21 protein-coding genes, 4 tRNA genes and 1 pseudogene are annotated in these 24,989 nt (G+C 67.0%); 8 read left to right on the forward strand and 18 right to left on the reverse strand.

The window, feature by feature from the left end; all coding sequences use genetic code 11:
• Positions 1–5 precede the first annotated feature (5 nt).
• From QP609_RS07830 to QP609_RS07845, 4 genes are all read right to left on the reverse strand, one after another.
• On the reverse strand, positions 6–2,114 hold the full coding sequence (locus tag QP609_RS07830; RefSeq protein WP_197621510.1) for a phospholipase C, phosphocholine-specific: 2,109 nt from the start codon (positions 2,112–2,114) through the stop codon (positions 6–8).
• A gap of 8 nt (positions 2,115–2,122) precedes the next feature.
• Complete coding sequence (locus tag QP609_RS07835; RefSeq protein ID WP_197621509.1) at positions 2,123–4,501, reverse strand: TonB-dependent receptor; 2,379 nt, start codon at positions 4,499–4,501, stop codon at positions 2,123–2,125.
• A 115-nt stretch (positions 4,502–4,616) separates the two neighbouring features.
• Positions 4,617–5,543 carry a c-type cytochrome gene (locus QP609_RS07840; RefSeq protein ID WP_197621508.1) on the reverse strand — a complete coding sequence of 309 codons (927 nt, stop codon included), beginning with the start codon at positions 5,541–5,543 and terminating at the stop codon, positions 4,617–4,619.
• Entirely contained in the window at positions 5,540–6,886 is a 1,347-nt protein-coding gene (locus QP609_RS07845) for a cytochrome c (RefSeq protein WP_197621507.1), read from the reverse strand. Before QP609_RS07845 ends, QP609_RS07840 begins: the two co-directional genes overlap by 4 nt.
• 184 nt (positions 6,887–7,070) lie before the next feature.
• Here QP609_RS07845 and QP609_RS07850 point away from each other — a divergent pair, with 184 nt between their 5' ends.
• Complete coding sequence (locus QP609_RS07850) at positions 7,071–8,189, forward strand: alpha/beta fold hydrolase (RefSeq protein ID WP_014646733.1); 1,119 nt, start codon at positions 7,071–7,073, stop codon at positions 8,187–8,189.
• Positions 8,190–8,270: 81 nt separating this feature from the next.
• Here the strand turns inward: QP609_RS07850 and QP609_RS07855 are convergent, their stop codons facing one another.
• Positions 8,271–9,410 (reverse strand): MFS transporter, encoded by a 1,140-nt coding sequence (locus tag QP609_RS07855; protein WP_289213924.1) that lies wholly within the window; start codon positions 9,408–9,410, stop codon positions 8,271–8,273.
• Positions 9,411–9,594: 184 nt separating this feature from the next.
• Here QP609_RS07855 and QP609_RS07860 point away from each other — a divergent pair, with 184 nt between their 5' ends.
• Positions 9,595–10,290: an alpha/beta hydrolase gene (locus QP609_RS07860; protein WP_014646735.1), complete on the forward strand. Its 696-nt coding sequence runs from the start codon at positions 9,595–9,597 to the stop codon at positions 10,288–10,290.
• 21 nt (positions 10,291–10,311) lie between these two features.
• Positions 10,312–10,557: pseudogene (locus QP609_RS07865) on the forward strand (TonB-dependent receptor); the annotation flags it as partial.
• Between the two features lie 115 nt (positions 10,558–10,672).
• Here the strand turns inward: QP609_RS07865 and QP609_RS07870 are convergent.
• Complete coding sequence (locus QP609_RS07870) at positions 10,673–11,374, reverse strand: pirin family protein (protein WP_014646736.1); 702 nt, start codon at positions 11,372–11,374, stop codon at positions 10,673–10,675.
• A gap of 140 nt (positions 11,375–11,514) precedes the next feature.
• Between QP609_RS07870 and QP609_RS07875 the strand changes: the two genes are divergently transcribed.
• Positions 11,515–12,435: a LysR family transcriptional regulator gene (locus QP609_RS07875; RefSeq protein ID WP_046429929.1), complete on the forward strand. Its 921-nt coding sequence runs from the start codon at positions 11,515–11,517 to the stop codon at positions 12,433–12,435.
• Between the two features lie 865 nt (positions 12,436–13,300).
• Here the strand turns inward: QP609_RS07875 and QP609_RS07880 are convergent.
• The 10 genes from QP609_RS07880 to QP609_RS07925 all read right to left on the reverse strand — a co-directional run bounded on the left by QP609_RS07880 (position 13,301) and on the right by QP609_RS07925 (position 19,265).
• Positions 13,301–13,377, reverse strand: a tRNA-Arg gene (locus tag QP609_RS07880).
• Between the two features lie 32 nt (positions 13,378–13,409).
• Positions 13,410–13,486: transfer RNA gene (locus QP609_RS07885), tRNA-Arg, on the reverse strand.
• 58 nt (positions 13,487–13,544) lie between these two features.
• Positions 13,545–13,621, reverse strand: a tRNA-Arg gene (locus tag QP609_RS07890).
• Positions 13,612–14,538 (reverse strand): alpha/beta fold hydrolase, encoded by a 927-nt coding sequence (locus QP609_RS07895; RefSeq protein ID WP_142234573.1) that lies wholly within the window; start codon positions 14,536–14,538, stop codon positions 13,612–13,614. Before QP609_RS07895 ends, QP609_RS07890 begins: the two co-directional genes overlap by 10 nt.
• A complete protein-coding gene (gene thiD / locus QP609_RS07900; protein WP_046429932.1) occupies positions 14,535–15,344 on the reverse strand; it encodes a bifunctional hydroxymethylpyrimidine kinase/phosphomethylpyrimidine kinase in 810 nt (269 codons plus the stop codon). The genes QP609_RS07895 and thiD overlap by 4 nt, the downstream gene beginning before the upstream one ends.
• 120 nt (positions 15,345–15,464) lie before the next feature.
• The gene (locus tag QP609_RS07905) at positions 15,465–16,133 is read right to left on the reverse strand and encodes a YoaK family protein (RefSeq protein WP_014646740.1); all 669 of its coding nucleotides are present in this window, start codon (positions 16,131–16,133) and stop codon (positions 15,465–15,467) included.
• Between the two features lie 12 nt (positions 16,134–16,145).
• Entirely contained in the window at positions 16,146–16,652 is a 507-nt protein-coding gene (locus QP609_RS07910; RefSeq protein WP_014646741.1) for a hypothetical protein, read from the reverse strand.
• Positions 16,649–18,049 (reverse strand): PhoH family protein, encoded by a 1,401-nt coding sequence (locus QP609_RS07915; protein ID WP_014646742.1) that lies wholly within the window; start codon positions 18,047–18,049, stop codon positions 16,649–16,651. Before QP609_RS07915 ends, QP609_RS07910 begins: the two co-directional genes overlap by 4 nt.
• 84 nt (positions 18,050–18,133) lie before the next feature.
• On the reverse strand, positions 18,134–18,613 hold the full coding sequence (locus tag QP609_RS07920) for a peroxiredoxin (RefSeq protein WP_014646743.1): 480 nt from the start codon (positions 18,611–18,613) through the stop codon (positions 18,134–18,136).
• A 91-nt stretch (positions 18,614–18,704) separates the two neighbouring features.
• Complete coding sequence (locus QP609_RS07925) at positions 18,705–19,265, reverse strand: glycine cleavage system protein R (RefSeq protein WP_005409051.1); 561 nt, start codon at positions 19,263–19,265, stop codon at positions 18,705–18,707.
• Positions 19,266–19,428: 163 nt separating this feature from the next.
• Here QP609_RS07925 and dapA point away from each other — a divergent pair, with 163 nt between their 5' ends.
• On the forward strand, positions 19,429–20,322 hold the full coding sequence (gene dapA / locus QP609_RS07930) for a 4-hydroxy-tetrahydrodipicolinate synthase (RefSeq protein ID WP_046429935.1): 894 nt from the start codon (positions 19,429–19,431) through the stop codon (positions 20,320–20,322).
• A gap of 32 nt (positions 20,323–20,354) precedes the next feature.
• The gene (locus QP609_RS07935; RefSeq protein WP_032960832.1) at positions 20,355–20,870 is read left to right on the forward strand and encodes a hypothetical protein; all 516 of its coding nucleotides are present in this window, start codon (positions 20,355–20,357) and stop codon (positions 20,868–20,870) included.
• 255 nt (positions 20,871–21,125) lie between these two features.
• On the opposite strand, the gene fdxA is transcribed toward QP609_RS07935, so the two are convergent.
• Complete coding sequence (gene fdxA, locus QP609_RS07940; RefSeq protein WP_005409054.1) at positions 21,126–21,449, reverse strand: ferredoxin FdxA; 324 nt, start codon at positions 21,447–21,449, stop codon at positions 21,126–21,128.
• Between the two features lie 180 nt (positions 21,450–21,629).
• Between fdxA and QP609_RS07945 the strand changes: the two genes are divergently transcribed.
• Positions 21,630–23,054, forward strand: a complete 1,425-nt coding sequence (locus tag QP609_RS07945; protein WP_164110099.1) for a sugar porter family MFS transporter — start codon at positions 21,630–21,632, stop codon at positions 23,052–23,054.
• 428 nt (positions 23,055–23,482) lie between these two features.
• On the opposite strand, the gene QP609_RS07950 is transcribed toward QP609_RS07945, so the two are convergent.
• Positions 23,483–23,557: transfer RNA gene (locus tag QP609_RS07950), tRNA-Glu, on the reverse strand.
• 52 nt (positions 23,558–23,609) lie between these two features.
• Between QP609_RS07950 and pcnB the strand changes: the two genes are divergently transcribed.
• On the forward strand, positions 23,610–24,989 hold the full coding sequence (gene pcnB, locus QP609_RS07955) for a polynucleotide adenylyltransferase PcnB (RefSeq protein WP_032960826.1): 1,380 nt from the start codon (positions 23,610–23,612) through the stop codon (positions 24,987–24,989).

Below are 24,989 nucleotides of genomic sequence, written 5' to 3' on the forward strand. Positions count from 1 at the left end.
ATTCTTCAATCGTGCTCGAACCGCAGCGGTTCGGTGCCCATCGCCGGGTCACTGGTGCCGGGGCGACCATCCTCGGCGCGGCCGGCCAAACGCAGCACACTCCCACCCGCGCTGATGCGCAGGTCATACCAGCCGGCGGTAGGCGTTGCATCCCACGCCAATGAAGTCTGCGCATGTGCGGGCAGCGCCAATGTCTGTTCGGGCATGTGTCCTGCATAGGCGCCGCCATGCACGCGCACCTGCTGTGCACTGTCACCCAGATTGCGCAGGTGCAGCCGCAGCTGGCCATCCGCGCGATCAATTGAAGCCTGCACGGCAGGAGCCTTGGCCGCACCCTGGAAGTGGCGGTGGAAGCCGTTCGGACCGAGCAGCCACAGGTCATAGCGGCCCTGGGCGTCCAGCGGCCAACGCTCGCGCAGCGGCATGCCCGGCAGCAGCGTGTAACGGCGCGGCACCGCCTCCAGCCGCAGCCGATCGTAGACATGCAGCACTGCCGCTGCGCCCTCGCAGGACAACGCCAGGTCAACGCCCGCGACGTCGACCGCAGCAATCGATGCCTGCGGTCGATAGGGAAGGGCGCGCGCCGGGCGTACACCGCTTTCCTGTTTCGCTGGCTTCAGCCCCTCTGGCAGCGCGGGCACGGTGCGCCCCGGCAAAGCAGCGGCGCGTGCGGCCACCGCGCTCACGTCGGGCAGGCCGCGGACGAACGGGCGGGTATCGCGCTGGGCAAAGTCGAACGCAGTGCTGAGGTCGCCGCAGACCGCGCGGCGCCACGGCGAGATGTCCGGCGCGGGCACACCAAAGCGGCGTTCGATCAGTCGAATGACCGAGGTGTGGTCGTACACCTGCGAATCGACCCAGCCACCGCGGCTCCAGGGCGAGATCACGTACAGCGGCACGCGCGGGCCCAGTCCATACGGGCGGCCGCGCAGTTCAGCGAAGTCGTACTTCTCATCTCCCGGTGCCGGATGGCGGTGGTACTCGCCTTCAGTGCTGACCGAGGACGCACCCGCCCAGCCACCGTCCACCGGCGAAGGCGGTGCCGGTGGTGGCATGTGGTCGAAGAAACCGTCGTTCTCGTCGAACATCAGCAGCAGGGCGGTGCGGCTCCACACCTGCGGATCGGCGGTCAGTGCATCCAGCACGCGTGCGGTATAGGCCGCGCCCTGGGCCGGGCTGGAGGGGCCGGGATGCTCGCTGCCGGCCGCGTCGGCGATGATGAAGCTGACCTGCGGCAGGCGTCCGTCGATGACGTCCTGGCGCAGCTGCGCCAGGCCACGCGTGCTGACCCCGCGTGCGCGTAGCTGCGGGTCATGCCCCGGCGCAGCGCGGTAGGCCTGGCGGAACGCCTCGAAGCCGGCCAGCGGGTTGTCGGTGAAGTTGTCGGCCATGTCCTGGTAGATCTGCCAGGATACCCCCGCCTTCTGCAGGCGTTCGACATAGCTGGCCCAGCGGTACGACGCAGGATGCCCGCCGTGCTCGGGGAAGTTGTCGTGCGAGTTGGCGATCACCGGGCCGCCGGCGCGGGCGGCAGCATCGTTGTGGCCGGTCCACAGGAACACCCGGTTCGGGTTGGTTCCGGCCTGCATCGCGCAGTGGTAGGCGTCACAGATGGTGAAGGCCTCGGCCAGGGCGAACTGGAAGGGCAGGTCGCTGCGCTGGAAGTAGCCCATCGAGTGGTTCTGCTTGGCTTTCGGCCATTGCCCCATGCGTCCGTGGTCCCAGGCCCGCTGTGCATCCGGCCAGGTGTGCGGCGTGCCTTCCACGCGCATGTAGCCGAAGTGCGCGGCGGTATCCAGCGGGAACGGCGCGATCGCGCGCTTGCCGCTGGCATCGGGCTGCAGCCACAGGCTGCGCGCGCGGGCGCCGGCCTGCAGTGCCTGCGCCGGAGCGACGAAGCGATCGCCGAAACCCCGCACGCCCGGCAGCGTGCCGAAGTAGTGGTCGAACGAACGGTTCTCCTGCATGAACACCACGATGTGCTGCAGGTCTTCCAGGCTGCGGGTTTGCGCGGCGGGGGCGATCGCGGCGGCCCGGGCGATGCTGGGCAGCAGCGGGGAAAGGCCGGCGGCAACGCCGGCCTGCAACAACCGGCGTCGGCCGATATCGGTCACGGGCTCACTCACAGGTCCACACGGAAGGAGATGCCGACGGTGCGCGGAGCGCCGATGAAGGCGTTGTCGCGGCCGTCCACCCCCGCAAGATACCGCTTGTCGGTGAGGTTGCTCACCACCAGGTTGGCACCCATGCCCTTCAGGCGCGGCGACAGGCCCTGCAGGTCGAAGCCGATGTTCGCGTTGAACACGGTGGCCGAGGGCAGCTTGTTGACGTTGGCGGCGTCGAGGTAGCGGGTGCCCAGGTAACGGCCGGACAGGCCGAAGTTCCAGTTCTCGCCCTGCCAGTCCGCCGAGAGTACGAGGGTCTGTTCGGGTTGGCCGATCACCTTGGCGCCGTCGACGATGCCCAGCTGGGTATCACGCGCGGCATCGCCACTGCCCAGGTACTTGGAGCGGTTGTAGGTATAGGCGGCGTTGAGGCGCCAGCCGTTGTCCCAGCCATAGCCGAACGCCGCTTCCAGGCCGTTGCTTTCCACGCCGCCGAAGTTCTCGTAGACGCCGTCGGTCTCGCCCAGGTAGTCGATGCCGCTGACGAAGCCGGCCGGCAGGTAGACGATGCGGTTGTCGAATTTGATGTTGTACAGCGTGACCGAGGCGGTCAGGGGCCAGCGGCTGATGCGCATGCCCACTTCAATGTTGTCAGCGGTCTCCGGCTCGACGTTGCGGAAGCGCTGCGGGTCGGTCTCGCCGAGCACGCCGGAAGGAATCGCGGCGAAGTTCTGCGAGAAGCCGGCGAACAGCTCCATGCCTTCCACGCCCGGCGCCCAGGTCAAGCCGGTGGACAGAAGCGGGTCGGACCTGGAATCGGATGTGACGTGCTCGCTGGCACCGATCACGCGGCGGCGCGACTGGTCGACGAAGAACTGCTTCACGCCCAGACGTGCGCTGAACGGCCCGAACCGCGCCACGTCCTCGACGTAGTACATCTGTTCGTCGACCTTGTACTTGTCCTCGAACTGTACCCAGTACGGCTGGTGGTCGAAGGCGATGTCCTGGCCGACGTTGAGCAGGCGATGCCAGTCGCGGCGTGCCGAACGGTCCAGCTTCTCCACCCACAGGCCGCCGCGGATCGTGTTGTCGACTGCGCCGAAAGTCTGGCGCCATTCGACGTCGGCGGTCACGCCCATGCGGTCGTTGTCGTAGTGGGTGTGGCGATACGACTGCGCGCCCAGCACGTTGCCGGCGTAGCAGTTCGGATCGTACTCGGCGGTGAAGCCCAGGCGCGGGCTGCAGCTGGCCAGGCGCTGCGCGGCACTGCCATCGGGATTGACGAAGAAAATCTGGCCACGGTTGCTGCCGCCGTACACGGTCTTGCCACCGAGGTATTCCGACTCCGGGCGACCGGCTCCGTCATCGCTGACCTGCGCCAGATACGGTGGCAGCCAGTCGCCGCGGCCTTGCATGCGGTGCCCGTAGGCGGCCACCGAGGCCTTGAAGCCGTTGCCACCGTCGAAGGCCGCGCGCAGGTAGCCGAAGGTGTTCTCGCGCAGCGCACGCGAGCCGGAACGGTAGTTCTGGTCCAGGTAGGGAATGCCGGTGAGGGTACCGACCAGGTTGTCGCGATCCGGATTGGTCGCGAAGCCCTTCGGTGAGACGCTGGTGTACTCCGGCTCGTCCGCATCGTTGTAGGACAGGTAGCCGGTCAGGGTCCAGCGATCCAGTTCGGTGATGAACTTGCCGGCGATGTGGTCATTGCTGGTCTTGCCGCTGCCATCGATCCAGTCATGCACGCGCGCCGACGAGGCACTGACCCAGGCGCGGGTGTGGCCGCCGAGCAGGCCGGTGTCGTAGCGCACGTAGTACTTGCGTGCCTCGTTGTCACCGGTGCCGACCACGAAGCGCAGGCGGCTGTCCTGCAGCGGATCGCTGGTGAGGAAGTTGAGCGTGCCGCCCAGGGCCTCGTTCGAGCGCGAGGAGATATCGGCAGTGCCCTGGCTGACTTCCACCGTTTCCAGGTCGAGGGTGTCGATGTAGCGGTTGGCCAGCGAGCCGCCGCCGTAACCCGAGCCACCATTGGGCAGGCCGTCGATGGTGGTGCCGATCTGCTGGGTATCACGGTTGGTGACGAAGCCACGCATGCTGATCTGCGTGCCCCACACCGACGAGCCGGTGGCATCGGCCTCGCTGACCACCACGCCGGGCACTTCGTTGAGCGCGTCGTTGACGCTGCTCATCACGGTCTGCCGGTTCAGCGTTTCCGCACGCACGGAAGTCTTGGCATAGCTGGTGGCCTGGCCGATCACCTGCACCTGGTCGAGGGTGCGGGCCTCACTGCTGCGCGCTTCAGCGGCATCGCCCTGCGGTGCTTCGGCCAGGGCGTCCAGTGCGGGAGCGATCAGCAGGGCAAGCAGCGAGACACGGGGAAAGCGCGCAGACGTTCGCATCGAGACCGGACCTTCAGAGCAGGGAAGCCCCGGAGTGTCGGCAGCGCCAATGACATCGGCATGACGTGGCGATGCAGGAATCGTGTTCTGCGACGGCCGGCACCCGCCGCCTGCTTCAGTACCGTGCGTCCTTGGGTTTCGGGTCACGCGGCCAGTCCTTGCCCTTGTTGGCGAAGTCCGGCCGCGGCTGGTTGATGAAATAGCCGGCGATGTCCACCGCATCCTGGTCCGGCATCACCTGCTGCCCCAGCGGCGGTGCGCGGGTCACTGCCGGTGGCATGTTGTGCTTGATGAAACCGGCCGCCTTGTACAGGCGCGCCATGCCGGCACCGATGTTGAAGCTGTGGTCGCCCCACAGCGGCGGGAAGGCGATGTCACCGCTGGCATCGCGTCGGCCTTCGCCGTTGTCGCCATGGCAGGCGGCGCACTGCACGGCATACAGCGCCTGGCCGCGGACCGGGTCCGGAGTCAGCGTGCTGTCGATGGGGCCCTCACTGGGCGCGGCCACTTTTGCACCCTCTGGCACCGGGCTGCTCAGCCACGCCATGTAGTCGAGCATCGCGCGCATCTGCGGTGCGTCCTTCGGCAGCGGCTTGCCGTTCATCGAGCGCTGCAGGCAGCCATTGATGCGCTCGGTCAGCCCGATCACCTTGCCCGGGCGCGGCATGTAGCGCGGATAGGCACCGCCGCCGGTATTGAAGTAGTGGTTGCCGAACGATCGCTTGCCCTCGGCCATGTGGCACGAATTGCAGTTCAGATCGTTGCCGACGTTGTCCGGAAGCAGGCGCGCGGTCTCGTTGAGGATGCGCCGGCCGAGCATCACCGATTCGGCATTGCCCAGTCCGGCGATCTCCTCGGCACTGGGCGCGTGGTAGTGGGCGACCACCTTGCCCTGTGCATCGAGGATATCGATCGTACTGGCTACGGCGGCATCCAGGCCCGGGTGCAGGTGACGATAGGCGAGGGTGCCCGCACCGGCCAGCAGCACCACGGTGATCGCACTACCGAGCAGCAGGCGGGAACGTTTGCGCGAACGCTTCATCGTGCGGCCTCCTGCGGAACGAAGTGCACCGGCTTGTCACGCACCACCCGGCGCATGCGTGCCACCTCGACCTCGCTCACCGCGCTGGCCTGGTTGCCCCAGCTGCTGCGGATGAAGGTCAGGATCTGTGCCAGCTGCGCGTTCGGCAGCTGCTCGAAGCCGGGCATGGTGAAGGCCATGCGGTCGTGCGGGGTGTGCGGGGTGCGACCCCCGATCAGGGTCACCTGCACCAGCGAACTGGGATCGTCGGCGAACACGATCGAGTTGCCTGCCAGGGCAGGATAGACGCGTGGCATGCCGCGCCCGTCGGCACGGTGGCAGGCCTGGCAGTGCTCGGCATAGGCCAGCGAACCGGCCACGCGATAGTCGCCACTACGCAGCGCGGCGGTGGTGGTGTCGGTACCAGGCGACCACTGCGCACTGCGTCCCTCACGCGCCGGCAGCTGCTTCAGGTAGCGCGCCATGGCCAACAGGTCAGCGTCGGACAGGTACTGCGTGCTGTGCTCGACCACGTCGGCCATGCCACCGAAGGCTGCCGATCGATCGGTGCGCCCGGTGCGCAGGAAGTCGACGATCTCGCCCTCGCTCCAGCTGGCCAGGCCGGTCGATTCATTGCGCAGGTTCTTCGCATACCAGCCTTCCAGCACCGAGCCGGACAGGAACTGGCGGCTGCCATCGTCGGCCATCGCCTTCTCCTGGAACGCCAGCCCACGTGGTGTATGACAGGCGCCGCAGTGGGCCAGGCCCTCAACCAGCTCAGCGCCACGCTGCTGGCCCACATCCAGCGACGGATCCGGGTTGAAGCTGCGCGGGCGCGCGAACAGCAGCTGCCACCATGCCAAAGGCCAGCGCATGTTGGCCGGCCATGGAATCGTGCTGTCGGCGTTGCTTTGCTTCACCGGCTGCACCGAGCCCATGAAATAGGCATACAGCGCCTTGATCTCGGCATCGCTGGCGATCACGTACGAGGCATACGGCATCGCCGGATACAGCGGCTGGCCGTCGTGGCGGATGCCGCGGCGGACCGCGCGTTCGAAATCGGCGTAGTCGTAGGCACCAATGCCGGAGTCCGGATCGGGGGTGATGTTGGTCGAATAGATCGTGCCCATCGGCGTCTGCATGCCCAGGCCACCGGCGAACGGCTTGCCGCCCGGCGCGGTGTGGCAGGCCGCGCAGTCGGCGGCACGTGACAGGTAGCGCCCCTGCGCGATCAGCGCCGGATCGTGGATGTCGACGTGCGCGGTCTGTCGCGGTGCGAACCAGTAGGGCGTGCTGCGGGCGATGCCGTAGGCGGCGGCCACCGTGGCGGCCAGGGCAATGGCGAGCTTGAACGAGATGCGCATGGCGGCACTGTGGGCACTCCCGGGCGCGCGTTCATTGATCCGGATCAATGACTGAACGGATACAGCTTTTACACCAAACTGAATCGTTCCTGCGTTGTCATCAAGCCGTCATCCGTGCGCGATAGATGGCCGGTCTATTGGGCGTTACCGTCCCAATCTGTCTGATTCATCCCTATGACGTGATATGAAGCGCCTGCTGCTGTTGTTGCTGGCGTGCGCCGGCCTGTGGCTGGCTGCATGCTCATCCTCGATCAACGCCTCGTCCACCTCACTCGCCGATCAGCTGATCGCGCCGGGTGGCGTGTCGACCCTGCTCGATCGTCCGCGCATCGCCGCGGCCATCGCCGAACTGCCCAACCGCCATGGCTTCGCGGCGGGCCGCGATGGCGTGCCGATCTTCTGGCGCGTATTCGATCCGGGCGACTACGGCGCGCGTTACCGCTACCTGCCGCAGCGCCACGAGAACGGCCTGCCGCTGGATACCGGCCTGAGCTTGGCCGTGCCGCAGCCGTTCCGCGCGCAGGCGCCGCGCGGCACCGTGGTGCTGCTGCATGGGTGGATGATGAACGGTGATTCGATGCTGCCATGGTCGCTGCAGCTGGCCGAATCCGGCTACCGCGTGGTCACGCTCGACCTGCGCAACCATGGCCAGTCCGGCACCGGCCCGTCCGGCTATGGCACCTATGAGTCGGATGACGTGGTCGATGTGATCGGCGAGCTGCGCGCGCGCGGCGAAGTGACCGGGCCGCTGTACCTGTTCGGTGTGTCCTATGGTGCGGCCACGGCGGTGTTCACCGCCGACAAGCTGGGTGACCAGGTCGAAGGCGTGGTGGCGATGGAATCGTTCGCCAATGCCGGCGTGGCGATCCGCACCATGATCCCGCACCTGATGGGGCTCCAGCCGGAAGGCCTGAAGGCGCAGGCGGTGGCGTCGTACGCGCGCTGGCGCTACGGCGGCCAGGACATCAACCAGGTGATCGCCGCCGCCAGCCGCCGCATCGACGTCGATCTGGACCGCGTGGACGTCGCGCGTGCGTTGGCCGATACCCGCGCCTGCGTGCTGTTGCTGCACGGGCAGGGCGACCAGCACATTCCGGTCAGCCAGGGCCGCGAACTGGCCCAGGCCAATCCGCGCGCGCACTACATCGAAATGCGCGGCGAGGACCACATCACCCTGCCGCTGCGGCTGGACCTGCTGGCGGGCGTGGTCGATGACTGGATGGCGCGCGACGAGCACCATCCGCAGAGCGCGTGCCCGGCACCGCAGCTGCCGGCCCAGGCTGAGTGGCTGGCGCGCAGCTGAGAAAAGGGGACGGAGGGGATTAAGTCGTTTCCAGGCCAGGTGTGCGGGAAACGACTTAATCCCCTCCGTCCCCTTTTTCTGTCAGGCCACGCGTCGTGCCAGTGCGCGGGCAGACGCCGCGACGCCGAGCAGCAGCGCGGCCACGCACAGGAAGGCGAAACCGAGGCTGGTGGCATGCGCCAGTGCGCCGATCGCTGCCGGACCGGCGAGGATGCCGGCGTAACCCAGTGTGGTCACCGCGGTGATGGCGATGCTCTCCGGCATCACCCGCTGCTGGCCCGCCATCGAGAACAGCGCCGGCACGATGTTGGCGCAGCCCAGCCCGACCAGTACGTAGCCGGCCAACGCCACCGGGAACGAGGGCACCAGCGTGGCCAGGGTAAAGCCCGCCGCAGCGGTGATGCCGCCGATGACCAGCGTGCGGGTCCGGCCGAGGCGCTCGACGATGCCGTCGCCGAACAGGCGCATCGCGGTCATCGCCAGGGTGAACAACGCAAAGCCGGCCCCGGCCTGGTCGCGCGGTACCTGCCGCACTTCCGCCAGGAACACCGCACTCCAGTCCAGCATTGAGCCCTCGGCAAGGAACACCACGAAGGCCAGCACGCCGATGAACAGGACCACGCCGTGCGGCAGCGCCAATAGCGGGCCTTCGTGCAGGATCCGTTGCGGACGCCAGTGCGGTGCCGACAGCACGGCAACCAGCAGCAGCGCGGCCACCGAAAGCAGCGCGGCCAGCCACAGCGGCGTGCCGAGGATCAGCAACCCGGTCATGCAGCCGGCGCCGACGAATCCACCGATGCTGTAGAAGGCGTGGAAGCCGGACATCATCGCGCGCCCGGCGTCGCGCTCGACCGCCACGGCCTGCATGTTCACCGTGCAGTCCATCGCGCCCACACCGGCGCCGAACAAGAACAGGGCGGCGCCCAGCGCAAGCGGCGAGGGCGCCAGTGCCAGCAATGGCAGTGCCAGCAGCAACGCTGCGCAACTGGCCACCAGCAGGCGCCGGCATCCCAGCCGTCCGGTCAGCGCACCGGCCAGTGGCATCGCCAGCAGCGAGCCGAGCCCGAGGCACAGCAGCACGGCACCGAGGCTGGCGTCGGACAGCCCGGCCTTGGCCTTGGCGTAGGGGACCATCGGTGCCCACGCGGCGGCGGCGAATCCGGGAATGAAGAAGGCGGCACGGGTGGCGTGCTGCTGGGCACGTGGGGATGAAGGCGTCATGCGTGATGCGAAGCTCGGGGAGAGCTCCATGAAATCGTTATCAGGCCAGGTCGGCAAGTGCCATGCATGACATCAAACGACGCATACGATTGCAGTGACCCGATTGCGTCACCAGCGATTAACGCCACGCACGGACAGTGGCTGCACAGTCGGCATCCCGCCGGCCGCTGCCGGAGACCTGTACATGAGCACGACACCGACCATCCTCCTTGTCCATGGATTCTGGGGCGGGGCCGCACATTGGGCCAAGGTGATCCTGGAACTGCATCGCAACGGCCACGACCGCGTGCAGGCGGTGGAACTGCCGCTTACCTCGCTGGCCGACGACGCAGGACGCACCCGGAAAATGATCCGGCAGATCGACGGGCCGGTGCTGTTGGTCGGCCACTCCTACGGCGGCGCGGTGATCAGCCAGGCCGGTAGCGAGCCCAACGTGAAGGGCCTGGTCTACATCGCTGCCTTCGCGCCTGATGCCGGCGAGAGCCCCGGTGGCATCACCCAGCAGCACCTGCCGGAGGCAGCGCCGAACCTGGCACCGGACAGCGATGGCTACCTGTGGCTGCGTGCGGACAGGTTCCATGAGAGCTTCTGCCAGGACCTGAGCGCCGACGAGGGCCGGGTGATGGCGGTGACCCAGAAGGCGCCGTTGGCGAGCACCTTCGGTGATGCGGTCAGCGATCCGGCCTGGAAGCACAAGCCGAGCTGGTACCAGCTGTCCCGCCAGGACCGCATGATCGCGCCGGACAACCAGAAGGCCATGGCCACGCGCATCCAGCCCAAGCGATTGCTGGAGCTGGATGCCAGCCATGCCTCGCTGGCCTCGCAGCCGAAGGAAGTGACCGCGCTGATCCTGGAGGCCTGCGCCGCCATCGGCGGCTGAGCCTGCGCGGCGCGTCGCACCGCACGACAGGATTCCACCTTCGGCGAGATCACCAACCCGGCCACGCAGGCCAAGGTGGTACATCGCACCCAACCGTATTGGTTGCTGGATGCGATGGCGCGTTATGAATTCAGTGATCGCCTGTCGGCCACGCTCAACGTCAACAACCTGCTGGACAAGCGCTACTACACGATCTTCAGCTGGTACAGCACCTACACCTGGGGTGAGCCGCGCAATGTGCGGCTGGCGATGACGTACAGGTTCTGACGCGGGTCCTGTAGAGCCGAGCCCGCGCTCGGCTGGCTGTCACACCGCAGCCGAGCGTGGGCTCGGCTCTACGGAAATGCGCCCGCGATGCTTTGCGGCATCGCGGGCGTTGTGGTTACAGCGGCAGGTCGAACACCAGTACTTCGGCGTCGTTGCCGTTTTCCAGGGTCAGCTGCGCTTCGTCGCTGACCTGCAGTGCATCACCGGCTTCCAGGGTGATGCCATTGACCTGCAGCTGGCCTCGGGCAACCTGCACATAGGCACCACGGCCATTGCCGAGCGCGTGGTGCAGCTTCTGGCCGCCATCGAGGATGGTGGCGAAGATGCGGGCATCCTGGTGGATGCGCAGCGAACCGTCGGCGCCGTCCGGCGAAGCGATCAGGCGCAGCTGGCCGCGCTTGGTCTCCGGGGCGAAGTGGGTCTCCTCGTAGGACGGCGTGATGTTCTCGCGGTCCGGGAAGATCCAGATCTGCAGGAAGTGCACGGTCTCGTCGGCCGAGTGGTTGAATTCGCTGTGGCTGACACCACTGCCGGCACTCATGCGCTGCACGTCGCCGTAGCGCAGCACCGAGCCGGTGCCCATCGAGTCCTTGTGCTCCAGCGCGCCGCCCAGCACATAGGAAACGATCTCCATGTTGCTGTGGCTATGGGTGCCGAAGCCCTGGCCGCCGATCACCTTGTCTTCGTTGATCACCCGCAGCGGGCCGAAGCTGACGTAGCGGGGGTCGTAGTAGTTGGCGAAGGAGAAGGTATGGCGCGAGGACAGCCAGCCATGCTCGGCCAGGCCACGGGTAGCGCTCTTGCGGATCTGCAGCATGATGGAATCTCCTTGTTCGATGGTTTCGATGGGGCGGGGTGAGGCGGTAGTTGCCGTGTTTCCCCGTTGGAGAGAAGTATCTGCTTGCGCCCGGGGTTTGAAAAACGGATAGTTTTGACGGCCATCATCGAAAAATTCGAATGCTCAAGCTCAGCCTCGATGCCCTGCAGATCCTGGATGCCATCGACCGCCGCGGCTCTTTTGCCGGCGCCGGCAAGGCCCTGCACAAGGTGCCCTCGACCATTTCCTACACTGTGGCCAAGCTGGAGGAGGATCTGGGCGTGCAGCTGTTCGACCGGGTCGGCCCGCGTGCCGAACCGACCGAGGCCGGACGCGCCCTGCTGGACGAGGGTCGGCATCTCCTGCGTGCGGCCCGCGAGCTGGAGCTGCGGGTGCGCCGGGTGGCGTCGGGCTGGGAGACCGAACTGACCCTGGCGGTGGACTCGGTGTTCCCGACCTGGCTGCTGGGCCCGGACATCGCCGCGTTTCGTGAGGCCGAGGCGCCGACCCGGCTGCGGCTGATCGGCGAGGCCCTGTCCGGCACCTGGGAGGCCCTGCTGGACCGGCGCGCCGACCTGCTGGTCGGGGCGCCGGGCGAGGGGCCCAGTGGCGGTGGTTACGTGGTCGAGCCGCTGGGCACGGTGGAGTTCGTGTTCGCGGTCGCACCGGATCATCCGTTGGCCAAGGTGCCGGGCGTGCTCGGTCGCGAGCAGCTGGTCGAGCACTGCGCGATCGCCGTTTCTGATTCGGCGCGGCGGTTGCTGCCGCGCACGGTGGGCCTGTTGATGGGGCAGGAGATGCTGACCGTGCCTGACATGGCCAGCAAACTGAAGCTGCAATGCGAAGGTGTGGGCTTCGGCTTCCTGCCCGAGCCGTGCGCGCGCGCTGCAGTGGCGCGTGGCCAGCTGGTGATCCGCGAGGTGGAGGAACACAAGCCGGAGGAAACGTTCTGGCTGGCCTGGCGCACCGGCGAGGACGGCGCGGCACTGCGGTGGTGGCGCGAGCGCCTGCGCAGGCCGGAGCTGCTGTCGCAGTGGTGGCAGGCAATGGCCAAGGGGTAGGGTTTGGCAGGGCTGCGCCCTGCACCCGCCGAGGCCAAAGCAACAGCAACAGCAACAGCGTGCATTCCGTGAGGTGGCGGGTTGGGTCCGGCTGCGGGAGACGCCGAAAACCCCCAGGCCGGCCCAGCCGCTGGCGGCTGTGCGTTCGGGCGCTTGCGAAGCAGTGCTTCGCAAGCAAAGCGCCCTCACCCATGGGGGCTTGGCCGCGGCATCCATGCCGCGGACACTCCCGCAACCGGACCCACCCCGCCTTCGACAGTTTTCCGCGATCTGTCGGAACGGCGTACTGCTCTGGTAGGTGTCGACCTTGGTCGACACGGTAGATCCACGTCATGCGTGGATGAATTCACTCGATATCTGACAGATGCGTCGACCAAGGTCGACACCTACCAACAGCCGCGTGAACCTGTCGAAGGTGGGGCGGTGTCGGAGTGCGGGGTGTCAGCCGCATGGGCCCGAGGCATGCCTCGGGCGGGTTGGGCAGGACGCCCAACCCCGGTCTTGCCGTGTGCGCAGGAAAGCGCACACGAGCAAGCGGCTGCCAAGCCTTATCTGATCGGAATCTGGCAGCGTAGGTGTCGAGAGCCGGCGTGGGCCGCCGTGTAAGCCTGGATCTCGACGATCGCCATGTAGCAACTGTGTTGATGGAGGGGCCAAGCCCCTCCATCAACACAGTTGCTACATGGACGTACTTGCGGCGTCCCCGCAATCCGACACCGCCCCGCCAACCCACGGAATGCCAGCTTCTGCTGTTGCCGTTGAGGTTGCCGGCCAGCGGCCGGCACTACCAGGGGTGCAGGGCGCAGCCCTGCCGAAAAACACGCATAAAAAAAACAGCAGGCCGAGGCCTGCTGTTTCGGTGTAATGGTGCGCCCGGAGAGATTCGAACTCCCGACCGCCTGGTTCGTAGCCAGGTACTCTATCCAACTGAGCTACGGGCGCCAATTACATAAACTTGTTGTGCTGACTGTGTATGGTGCGCCCGGAGAGATTCGAACTCCCGACCGCCTGGTTCGTAGCCAGGTACTCTATCCAACTGAGCTACGGGCGCGCGGTACACAATCAAATTTTACTGCATTTCCAGCGGCGGATGCTGAAAACCTGTCGAGTGGTGCGCCCGGAGAGATTCGAACTCCCGACCGCCTGGTTCGTAGCCAGGTACTCTATCCAACTGAGCTACGGGCGCCCTGCGACAGGAGCGGAATTATGCGGATGTCGGCGCGTACCGTCAACAGTTTTGTGAAAATTTTCATCCAACTGAATGAAAAAGCGGTCTGCCACAGCGTCAGGGGCCTTCAACCAGGCGAAATGATCCGCACGCGTGCCCAGTTCCTGCGCCGACAGCACGCGCAGCTGCGCGTCCACATTCGGCAGCTTGGCCAGCAATGTCTGCATCGATCCGGTCGGTGCCAACCAGTCGTGTTCCATCAACACCGCCTGCGCGCTGCCATGCACGCGCGCCATCTGTGCGTCGAGGTCTTCGTCCATGCCGGCCGCGGCATAGTGGTTGTTCAGGCCGACGCGCGCCCAGTCGGCGATCAGTCCGCGCGCTTCGGTGCCGCCGAAGCCGAGGCGCCGGCCATGCAGCACGCCCTGGCGCTGTGCGATCCACGGCAGGAAGCGGTAGACCAGTGGCAGCAGCCAGCCGCGCGGTGGCGGGAAGCCGCGCCAGAACGGTGAGCCGCTGGCCGCCAACCACAAGCGGTTGAAGTGCTGCGGATTGCGGCCGGCATGCACGCAGGCCAGCTGACCGCCGAGGCTGTGGCCACCGATGATCCAGGGCAGCGCGCCGGCCTCGTCATCCGCCGCGACAAGGACCGCCTGGCTGGTGGGCAGATCCTGTTCGAGTACCTCGCGATAGCCCCAGTCCTGCGTGCGCGACGGCCGCAGTGAGCTGCTGCCATTGCCGCGCCACTCGTGCAGGTACACCGCCACGCCCTTCGCCGCCAGCGCCTGCGCCAGCGGCAGGTAGTGGCGCGCGGCCACGCCCAGTGCCGGCAGCCACAGCAGGCGCGCGATGGGCTGTGCAGGCACGCAGGCAATCACTTCGTAGCGATGGCCATCAGCGCACTGCACGGCGAGGACGTCCGGTGTGAGGCTCATGCGTGGGGTGCCGCGCCGAAGTGATCGAGCACCAGCACCTCGCTGCGGCCGGGGGCATAGCCCTGCTGCAGGCCGCGTGCAACGTAGTCGATACCGGCTTCGCAGGCATTGGCCAGGCTCAAGCCGTTGCACAGTTGCGCGGCGATGGCCGAGGCCAGCGTGCAGCCGGTGCCATGTGCGTCCAGCGGCAGGCGGGCATGGATGAATTCTTCGCTGCTGACGCCGTCGAAGTAGCGGTCGATCACGCGGTTGCCTTCCTGCAGATGGCCACCTTTGAGCAGCACCGCACCGGCGCCCAGGTCGAGCAGGGCGGAAGCGGCGCGCTCCGCGTCATCGCCGTTGCCGATCTTCCGTCCGACCAGCAGCTCTGCTTCCGGCGTGTTCGGGGTGATCAGCGTGGCCAGCGGGATCAGCCGCTCGCGCATCGCCTGCAGGGCGCTGTCTTCCAGCAGGCGCGCGCCGCTGGTGGCGACCATCACCGGGTCCAGCACCACGTGTGGCGGGCGATGGCGCTCCAATGCATCGGCGACGGCATTGATCACCTCGGCGTTGGCCAGCATGCCGAGCTTCACCGCGTGGATGTCGAAGTCGTCGAAGCAGGCGTCCAGTTGCGCGCGCAGGAAATCGATCGGCGGCACATGCACGGCGATGACGCCGCGGGTGTTCTGCGCGGTCAGTGCAGCAATCGCGGAAAGGCCATGCACGCGGTGTGCGGCGAAGGCCTTCAGGTCGGCCTGGATGCCGGCGCCACCACCGGAGTCGGAGCCGGCGATGGTGAGGGCGGAAACGGGAGTGGTCGGGCTCATCCAGCGATTGTGCCGTGGTCACGGTAAAGGAGGTAGCGTTGATGCGGGAGATGGGGGCCGGTAGATGGGGTCAGATCCCTTTTCCGCAGGAAAAGGGATCTGACCCCCGGAGCGCGGCCCTCAATGTCGCCAGCGCGCCCACTGCTGGTACAGCACATAGCCCAGCCCGGTCAGGCCGGTGAGCAGGGCCGGGGCGAGCAGGGCGTCGTACTGCCAGCGCACGAACAGCCAGGCGCCGATCATGCCGCCGGCGAGGAAGCCGCTGATGATCAGGCCGCTGAGGGTCAGTCGCCGTACCTGCAGTGGCAACCCGCGCAGCAGGTGGCCCAAGCCGATGCCGAGGTCGGTGAACATGCCGCTGAGGTGGGTGGTGCGCACCACCGCGCCGCTGAAGGTGGTGGCCATCGCATTCTGCAGGCCGCAGGCCATGGCAGCGGCCAGTGCACCCCATATCTGGTGCCGTTCGAACAGCGGAATGGCTACCAGCAACAGTGCTGACTCCAGCGCCAGCGCCACGCCGTAGCGTCGGCCCAGCTGCAGGGTGCTGTCCTGGATCAGCAGGCCGCTGAGCATTGCGCCCAGCGAGAACGCGATCAGCAGTCCCCACAGGTGGCCGACCGCGCGCCAGTCACCCTGGGCCAGTGCCATGCCGAGCTGGCTGGTACTGCCGGTCATGTGGCTGACCGCCTGGTGCTCGAAACCGAGGAAGCCGACCACGTTGACCATGCCGGCCACGCACGAGAGCGCGACCGCGCCGATCCAGACCCAGGTGGGCAGGCGTATTCCCATCGGCGGGGCCCCTCAGGGCCCGCCGAAGCCGCCGTTGAACTGCAGCTCGCTGAAGGTGTTGCTGGCCGGGTCGAACACCGCGCCCCAGAACTGCGCGCCGCCATCGCAGACGCGGATCGCTTCGCGGGCCGGATTGATGCCGCTGTCGTCGGGCAGGTGGAAGGCATTGATGTAGATCAGGCGTCGGCCTGCGCTTTCGATGCCGACGTACTGCCGGTCAAAGTCGAGCACCTTCGGCACCTGGGCCTCCAGCGAAGACAGATTCGCTTCCAGCTGGTCGATCTGCTGCCGGCTGGGTGCCCAGTAGCCGCTGACCCGCCCGGCCTCGCGGCCGGGGCTGGGCCGCGAGCAGGTGTCGAGCACCTGCGCGGCGATGATCGGGCGGGTGACCACCCAGGACTGGCCGGTGCGCTCGGCGGTGGGCACACTGGCCGGGCCGCGCGTAGTGGTGCAGGCGCCCAGCACGGCTGCGAGGGTGATTGCAGCCGTGGGCAGCAGCAGGCGGGTGCGGCGGTTCACAACACCTCCGAAGCGTAATCGGCCAGGCGCGAACGCTCGCCACGGCGCAGGGTGATGTGTGCACTATGCGGCCAGTTCTTGAAGCGATCCACCGCGTAGGTCAGGCCCGAGGTGGTCTCGGTCAGGTACGGGGTGTCGATCTGCTCGACGTTGCCCAGGCAGACGATCTTGGTGCCGGGGCCGGCGCGGGTGATCAGCGTCTTCATCTGCTTCGGGGTGAGGTTCTGCGCCTCGTCCAGGATCAGGTAGCGCGACAGGAACGTGCGGCCGCGCATGAAGTTCATCGAGCGGATCTTGATGCGGCTGGCCAGCAGGTCGTTGGTCGCCTGGCGCCCCCACGTGCCGCCTTCCTGGTTGTGCGTGAGCACTTCCAGGTTGTCGGTCAGCGCGCCCATCCACGGCGTCATCTTCTCTTCTTCGGTGCCGGGCAGGAAACCGATGTCTTCGCCGACGCTGACCGTGGCGCGGGTCATGATGATCTCGCGGTAGCGCTGCTGGTCCATCGTCTGCGCCAGGCCGGCGGCCAGCGCCAGCAGGGTCTTGCCGGTGCCGGCGGTACCCAGCAGCGTGACGAAGTCGATCTCCGGATCCATCAGTGCGTTGAGGGCGAAGTTCTGCTCGCGGTTGCGTGCGCTGATGCCCCACACGGCGTGGCTGCCGTGGCGGAAATCATCGACCAGCGACAGCACCACCTTGCCGTCACCGACCACGCGGCTGACGCGCAGCTCGACTTCATCTTCGCCGGGCAGGTAGACGTACTGGTTCGGGTACCACTCCTCGCCGTCCTGCGCCTGGATTTCGTAATGGGTACGGCCCTTGTCGCTCCAGCTGCGCAGGTCGTCGCCGTGGCGCTTCCAGAAGTCTTCCGGCAGCTCGGTAGCGCCGGTGTAGAGCAGGCTGAAATCGTCCAGCGCGCGGTCGTTCTCGTAGTCCTCGGACACGATGCCGGCGATGGCGGCCTTGATCCGCAGGTTGATGTCCTTGGAGACGAACACCACCGGCAGGTCGGGGGTTTCTTCCTTCAGGGCCAGGATCGCGCCGAGGATGGCGTTGTCCGGGATCACCTTGCCGAAGCTCTTGCCAGCGTCGAAATGGCTGGTCTGGAAGCGCAGCTTGCCGGCGCTCTGCTTGCCGCGCAGCTGCAGCCCATTCGGGCGCTGCAGCGGAATGCCGTCGGCCAGGTTGTCCAGGCCGGAGGCCTGCACCAGCTCGTTGAGGAAGCGGCTCACCTGGCGGGCGTTGCGGCTCGCTTCGGAGGTGCCCTTCTTGCCGTTGTCCAGCTCCTCGATCACCTGCATGGGCAGGTAAACGTCGTGCTCCTCGAATTTGAACAGCGCGGTCGGATCGTGCATCAGCACGTTGGTATCCAGCACGTAGATGCGCTTGCCTCGGGTCATCGTCGATTCCTGGTTACGGACAGGGAAAAACCACCACGGCCTGCTGCCTGGCAGGGTGATGGCAGACACAGTAGGCAGTGGGACTCACTTGGACTGGGAGGCCTTCAGTTCGGCGAGAACGGCATCGGCATGGCCGGCGACCTTGACCTTGCGCCAGGACTGCACGATGCGGCTGTCGGGGGAAATCAGGAAGGTGCTGCGTTCGATGCCACGTACCTGCTTGCCGTACATGTTCTTCATCTTGATCACGTCGAAGGCGCTGCACAGCGCTTCGTCGCCATCGCTGACCAGGGGGAAGCCGAAGCCCTGCCTGGCACAGAAATTGTCGTGCGACTTCACCGAATCGCGCGAGACGCCCAGCACGACCGCGCCGGCCTTCTTGAACTTCGGCAGCAGCGCGTTGAAGTCGATACCTTCGGTGGTGCAGCCGGGAGTGCTGTCCTTGGGGTAGAAGTACAGCACCAGCCACTGGCCGGCATAGTCGCCGAGGGTGGCCTGGTCGCCACCGGACAGCGCCAGCGGCAGGGAGAGGGTGGTGCTGTCCAGGGTATCGCCGTTGTTCATGAGGTCCTTCTGTCGAGCCTGGGTTCTTTCCAAGACAATTGCATGAAACGCCACGCGCCCGTGAGAGGCGCGCGAAAAATCAGGAATTCATTCAGAACTTCATCGGGTCCATGATCGCGTCCAGGTTCAGGTGGTCGCAGAACTCAAGGAAATCGTCGCGCAGCGCGGCGATGTGCATGTTGGCCGGCACGCCGATGGTGACCTGTGCACTGAACATTTCCGCACCGGTCTGCATGGCGCGGTAGCGCGTGCTCTGCAGGTTCTCGATGGTGATGCCCTGGCGGTCGAAGAAGTCGGCCAGCTGGAACAGGATGCCCGGCTTGTCGGCGGCGATCACTTCGACGATGTATGGCAGCAGGTTGGACTGCGCCTGCTTGGCGGCGGTGCGGTACCAGACCAGCTTCAGGCCCTCCTCGCGCTCCAGCCGGGTCAGCATCGCCTCGAGCTTGGCCACCGAGTCCCAGGAGCCGGTGGCCAGGGCGGTGACCGAGACATCGCGGCCGACCGTGGCCAGGCGTGCGTCCACCAGGTTGCAGCCGCTGTCGGCGATGCGGCGGGTGACGGACAGCAGGGGGGACTCCGGATGCGTCGTATAGGCGTTGATCAGGAGGTGGTTTTCGCTCGGCGCGGGGCGCGGGGTGGTGTCGGTCAAGGCGATTCCGGGTAATGCATGCGTGAGTCTGAATGCCCGCCAGAGGCGGGGATCCACCGGTGTCCAGCATACTTGCCCGTGCTTTCGCGCCGCAAGTAACATTCAGGCCGCCCCCAGCCTTTCGTGGCGGGCGTTTCCCTTCCCAGCCAAGAGCAGCACGTCCTTGTCCCTTTCCGGCCTCATCACCGCGCTGGCGACCCCGTTCCGGGCCGACGGCGCCCTCGATCCCGATGGTTGGCAGCGCCTGCTGCACCTGCAACTGGAGGGTGGCGTCCATGGCGTTGTCGTGGCTGGCTCGACCGGCGAAGCGGCGACCCTGACCGATGCCGAGTACGACCAGCTGCTGGCCAGCGCCGTCGAACGCATCGGCGGCCGCATCCCGGTCATGGCCGGCACCGGCCTGTCGGGCACCGCCAAGACCATCGAACAGACCCGCCGTGCCGCCGCCCTTGGCGCCAGCCACGCACTGGTGGTCACCCCGCCGTACGTGCGGCCGACGCAGGCTGGCCTGATCGCGCACTATCGCGCGGTGGCCGACCAGGGCGGGCTGCCGGTCGTGCTGTACAACGTGCCCGGCCGTACCGGCTGCGACATGCAGCCGGAGACCGTGGCCGAACTGGCCAGCCACCCCAATATCGTCGGCATCAAGGAAGCGGTGGGTGACACCGGCCGGGTGCAGGCGCTGCTGGCGCTGCGCAGCCCGACGTTCGCGGTGCTCAGTGGCGACGACGGCACCGCCGCGCGTTCGATCCGGGCCGGCATCGATGGCCTGATCTCGGTCGGTTCCAACGTGCTTCCGGGCGCGTATCGCCGGATGTGCGAGCTGGCTGCCGCGCACGACCAAGAAGCCACCGAGTCGTGGGACGCGCGCCTGCATCCCTTCCATGATTTCTGTGGCGTCGAACCCAACCCGATCCCGGTCAAGGCGCTGCTGCGCCGCATCGGCATCGGCCATGACCTGCGCCTGCCGCTGCTGCCGCTGTCGGCAGCACATCATCCCGCGGCCGACCACCTTGCCGGCGACATCGCCGCCCTCGAAGCCCTTTCCAGCCACTGACCTTCCGTCTTGGTCTGACCCAGGAGATTCACATGCGTCAATCCGTTTCCACTGTCCGCGTGCTGTCCTACGCCCTGCTTGCTGTAGCTGTTGCGGCCGGCACCACCGGCTGCTTCAAGCGTGGCGTCAAGGGCGACTACGCCCTGGCCCCGGAAATGCGCCCGCTGGAAGTACCGCCGGACCTGAACCTGCCCAACGCCACCACCGACAACAAGGTGCCGACACTGGCCTCGGCCACCAAGCCGGCGGCGCCGGTCGCCGCAGCCCCGGCGGTGGGCAACACCGGTTTCACCATTGCCGGTGGCAAGGATGAAGCCTTCGCCAAGGTCGGTACCGCGCTGGAAGGCGTCGAAGGCGTGACCATCGCCAGCCGCGCGCAGCTGCTGGGCTCGTACGACGTGGCCTACGAAGGCAGCAACTTCCTGGTCCGCGTGGTGGCGGTTGATGCAGGTGCCTACATCTCCGCGGTCGACCCGCGTGGCCTGCCGGCCACCGCCGAAGCGCCGGTGAAGCTGATCGCCGCGCTGAAGGCGAAGCTGGCTCAGTAAGGGTCGCCCTGGTGGAGGCCGACCTTGGTCGGCGCTTCCGTGCCAACCAAGGTTGGCACCTACCGGAAGACGTGCCTTGGTAGAGGCCGACCTTGGTCGGCGCTTTTGTGCCAACCAAGGTCGGCACCTACCGGAAGACGTGCCTTGGTAGAGGCCGACCTTGGTCGGCGCTTTTGTGCCAACCAAGGTTGGCACCTACCGAGAACAGAAAAGGGCGCCATGGGCGCCCTTTTCCGTTGCCGCCGCGGGCGCTTCTCAGCGCTCCAGCAGCTTCAGCTTGTCCGGCTTGCCGTCCCATTCGCCGGCGTCGGCGGGCGGGTCCTTGCGCACGGTCAGCACCGGCCATTCCTTCGCCAGCTCGGCATTGAGGGCAACGAAGCCTTCCTGGCCGGCGGGGACGTCGTCCTCGGGGAAAATCGCGTTGACCGGGCACTCCGGCTCGCAGAGGGTGCAGTCGATGCACTCATCCGGGTCGATCACCAGGAAGTTCGGGCCTTCGTGGAAGCAATCCACGGGGCACACTTCCACGCAATCGGTGTGTTTGCACTTGATGCAGTTTTCGGTGACGACAAAGGGCATGGGCTGGGGGTGGATCGATTCCTGAACCCGCCAATTCTAGAACAGGTTGGCCCCCGGTGTCGGGATGGGACGGAAAACGGGCGTCTGGCAGGCGCGGCCATTGGCGGCACGGCAGGGCGTGTGCGAGGCTGCGCGACAACCGGTCCTGGTGGCCGGGCTCCCTTCCCAGCAGGATCGTCCATGTCCCAGGCCCCGTCCCGCACCGCCTCCCACGGTGGTGAAAACACGGCGTTCATCGTCCTGATCAGTTGCGTGGCCACGCTTGGTGGCTTCCTGTTCGGCTTCGACAGTGGTGTCATCAACGGCACGGTCGATGGCCTGCGCCAGGCCTTCAACTCCAGCGAGGCGGCGCTGGGTTTCGAAGTTGCCTCGATGCTGCTGGGCTGCGCGGTCGGTGCATTCCTGGCCGGTTGGTTGGGCGACCGCCTGGGGCGCCGTGGTGTCCTGATCGTGTCCGCGCTGATGTTCCTGGTCTCGGCGCTGGGCGCCGGGGCGGCCCACGCGTCCTGGCTGTTCATCGCGGCCCGCGTGCTGGGCGGCTTTGCGGTGGGGGCGGCCAGCGTGATGTCACCGGCCTACATCGCCGAAGTCGCCTCGGCGCGCTATCGCGGCCGGCTGGCCACGGTGCAGCAGATGGCCATCATCTGCGGTTTGTTCGCGGCCTTCCTCAGCAATTACCTGCTGGCCCGCGCCGCCGGCGCCTCGACCGAGCCGCTGTGGCTGGGCCACGAAGCCTGGCGATGGATGTTCTGGATGCAGGCGCTGCCCTCCGCGCTGTTCCTGCTGTTGCTGCTGGTGATTCCGGAAAGCCCGCGCTTCCTGGTGCTGAAGGGCCGCCAGGGGCAGGCGAGGGCGGTGTTGTCGCGACTGTACGGCGAGGCCGCTGCCCGGGCCAAGCAGGCCGAGATCGAAGCCAGCCTGGCACAGGACCAGCACAAGCCGCGCTTCGGCGACCTGCGCAGCAGGGCTACCGGCAGGCTGCGCCCGATCCTCTGGGTGGGCATCGGCCTGGCCATGTTCCAGCAGCTGGTCGGCATCAACGTGGTGTTCTACTACGGCGCGGTGCTGTGGCAGGCGGTGGGCTTCTCTGAAAGCGACGCACTGCTGATCAATGTGCTGTCCGGCGCGCTGAGCATCGGCGCCTGCCTGCTCACCGTGCTGCTGATCGACCGCATCGGGCGCCAGCCGCTGCTGTGGGTCGGCTCGGTCGGCATGTCGGTGGCGCTGGTGCTGATGGTGGTGGCGTTTGCCAGCGGCAGCCTGGCCGGCGGGCGCCTGCAGCTGTCCGATGGCATGGGGCGGCTGGCGCTGGTCGCCGCCAACGTCTACGTGGTGTTCTTCAACATGTCCTGGGGCCCGGTGATGTGGGTGATGCTGGGCGAGATGTTCCCCAACCAGATCCGCGGCCCGGCGCTGGCGGTGGCGGGTGCGGCGCAATGGACCTCGAACTTCGCGATCACCGTGACCTTCCCGATGCTGCTGGCCGGCATCGGCCTTGCCGGCGCCTATGGCATCTACGCGGTCGCGGCGATCCTCTCGATCGTCTTCGTGGTCCGCTACGTACGCGAGACCAAGGGCAAGGAGCTGGAGCAGATGGAAGGCTGACGGCGACTGGCTTCGGTTGCGTTCCGTTGGCGCCTGCTTGTCCAGAGTGTGAGGGGGCAGGCCGCCCTCTCCAGGACGCGCAAGAGCCCATCCATGGTGCTCACGGTCCTGGAGAGGGCGGCCTGCCCCCTCCTGACAGTTTCATGGTGCGTGCGGATGCGGCGAAGCGCTGGTCGGTTGTTGCCGCAGCTGGCGGGAAACCGTCCAGAGTCGGTGGGGGTCACCCAGGGCAGGACCCGTTGGCGCCAAGGATGGCGCCATCGAGCCCCCATGGATGGGTTCACGGCGTGTCCTGCCCTGGGTGACCCCACCGGCTCGAGCCGATTGCAGGGAGGCGCCAAAGCGACCAACCCGACCGCAATCACTGCAATCCCGGAAAACAGAAAAGCCCGCACAAGGCGGGCTTTTTCGGTTCCTGCTGCGGCGACTGGCGCTCCCTAGGGGACTCGAACCCCTGTTTTAGCCTTGAGAGGGCCACGTCCTAACCACTAGACGAAGGGAGCGTAACTGTGTCGCTGCCGAGGCAGGAGCGCTAGTATATGCACCTCGATGCCATTGGGCAATCCCGAAACTTCAACCGGAAGCGCCAACATCATTTCCTCTGCTACATCACCGTTCAGCCTGCGCGTCATCCCGCGCGACCAGCACACGATCTCCCGCAAGGACATCAGCCCGAACGCCCTGCGCGTGCTTTACCGCCTGCGCGATGCCGGCTTCGGCGCCTACCTTGTCGGCGGCGCGGTGCGCGATCTGCTGGTCAATGGCCAACCCAAGGATTTCGACGTGGCCACCGACGCCACGCCCGAGCAGGTCAAGCAGCTGTTCCGCAACTGCCGCCTGATCGGCCGCCGGTTCCGCCTCGCCCACGTAGTGTTCGGTCGCGAAATCATCGAAGTCGCCACCTTCCGTGCCAACAGCGATGACGGCAGCGGCGACCGCGAGATGGAAAACGGCATGCTCGTGCGCGACAACGTGTACGGCACCATCGAAGACGACGCCATCCGCCGCGACTTCACCTGCAACGCCCTGTACTACGCCATCGAGGACTTCTCGGTGCGCGACTACACCGGTGGTTTCGAGGACGTGCAGGCGCGCCTGATGAAGCTGATCGGCGACCCGGTGCAGCGCTACCAGGAAGACCCGGTACGCATGCTGCGAGCGGTGCGCCTGGCGGCCAAGCTCGGCTTCCAGATCGAAGAGGGTACTGCCGCGCCGATCCCGCACCTGGCCGGCCTGCTCAACGAAGCCGCGCCAGCGCGCCTGTTCGAGGAAGTGCTCAAGCTGTTCCTGTCCGGACACGGCGTGGCCAGCTTCGAAGGCCTTGAGCGTTACGGCCTGCTCGACGTGCTGTTCCCGGAAAGCGCCAAGGCGCTGAAAGCCAACCGCACCGGCGCGCTGCGCCGCATGCTGGTCGAGGGCCTGGCCAATACCGATGCGCGGGTGGCCAACGACGAACCGGTCTCGCCGGCGTTCCTGTTCGCGCTGCTGCTGTGGCCGGCGTTCTGCCGTGCACAGGCGACCCTGCTCAAGCAGGGCGTGGCACCGGAAGAGGCGCAGCGCCGCGCCGCCGACCGCGTCACCGTGCAGCAGTTGAGCACCATCGCGCTGCCGCGCCGCTTCTCGCTGCCGATGCAGGAAATCTGGCTGCTGCAGTCGCGCTTCAGCTCGCGCCAGCGCAAGCGCGTGTTCCGCACCCTGACCCATCCGCGCTTCCGTGCCGCGTTCGATTTCCTCAGCCTGCGCCAGGTGGCGTCGTCCGAGCACGCCGCCGATGTCGAGTTCTGGCGCGAAGCGCAGGCGCAGTCCGGTCGTGAGCTGGAGTCGTCGCTGGATGCGATGCACAGCGAAGATGGCGATGACGAGAGCGGAGCGCCGCGCAAGCGCCGCCGTCGCCGCCGTCGTCCGGGTGCCGCGGCCGGTGCAGCGGGCGAGTAA

The organism is Stenotrophomonas sp. 8(2023) (assembly GCF_030345295.1).
GTDB lineage: Bacteria > Pseudomonadota > Gammaproteobacteria > Xanthomonadales > Xanthomonadaceae > Stenotrophomonas > Stenotrophomonas muris.

Excerpts from the sequence above, each read along its gene's own strand:
- QP609_RS07915 (WP_014646742.1), bottom strand. The coding sequence starts at position 18,049 with ATGACCCGAGGCAAGCGCATCTACGTGCTGGATACCAACGTGCTGATG.
- QP609_RS07855 (WP_289213924.1), bottom strand. The coding sequence starts at position 9,410 with ATGACGCCTTCATCCCCACGTGCCCAGCAGCACGCCACCCGTGCCGCC.
- fdxA (WP_005409054.1), bottom strand. The coding sequence starts at position 21,449 with ATGCCCTTTGTCGTCACCGAAAACTGCATCAAGTGCAAACACACCGAT.
- QP609_RS07945 (WP_164110099.1), top strand. The coding sequence starts at position 21,630 with ATGTCCCAGGCCCCGTCCCGCACCGCCTCCCACGGTGGTGAAAACACG.
- QP609_RS07905 (WP_014646740.1), bottom strand. The coding sequence starts at position 16,133 with ATGGGAATACGCCTGCCCACCTGGGTCTGGATCGGCGCGGTCGCGCTC.
- QP609_RS07840 (WP_197621508.1), bottom strand. The coding sequence starts at position 5,543 with ATGAAGCGTTCGCGCAAACGTTCCCGCCTGCTGCTCGGTAGTGCGATC.
- QP609_RS07850 (WP_014646733.1), top strand. The coding sequence starts at position 7,071 with ATGAAGCGCCTGCTGCTGTTGTTGCTGGCGTGCGCCGGCCTGTGGCTG.
- QP609_RS07835 (WP_197621509.1), bottom strand. The coding sequence starts at position 4,501 with ATGCGAACGTCTGCGCGCTTTCCCCGTGTCTCGCTGCTTGCCCTGCTG.
- thiD (WP_046429932.1), bottom strand. The coding sequence starts at position 15,344 with ATGAGCCCGACCACTCCCGTTTCCGCCCTCACCATCGCCGGCTCCGAC.
- QP609_RS07935 (WP_032960832.1), top strand. The coding sequence starts at position 20,355 with ATGCGTCAATCCGTTTCCACTGTCCGCGTGCTGTCCTACGCCCTGCTT.
- QP609_RS07875 (WP_046429929.1), top strand. The coding sequence starts at position 11,515 with ATGCTCAAGCTCAGCCTCGATGCCCTGCAGATCCTGGATGCCATCGAC.
- QP609_RS07845 (WP_197621507.1), bottom strand. The coding sequence starts at position 6,886 with ATGCGCATCTCGTTCAAGCTCGCCATTGCCCTGGCCGCCACGGTGGCC.
- QP609_RS07860 (WP_014646735.1), top strand. The coding sequence starts at position 9,595 with ATGAGCACGACACCGACCATCCTCCTTGTCCATGGATTCTGGGGCGGG.
- QP609_RS07895 (WP_142234573.1), bottom strand. The coding sequence starts at position 14,538 with ATGAGCCTCACACCGGACGTCCTCGCCGTGCAGTGCGCTGATGGCCAT.
- QP609_RS07870 (WP_014646736.1), bottom strand. The coding sequence starts at position 11,374 with ATGCTGCAGATCCGCAAGAGCGCTACCCGTGGCCTGGCCGAGCATGGC.
- QP609_RS07920 (WP_014646743.1), bottom strand. The coding sequence starts at position 18,613 with ATGAACAACGGCGATACCCTGGACAGCACCACCCTCTCCCTGCCGCTG.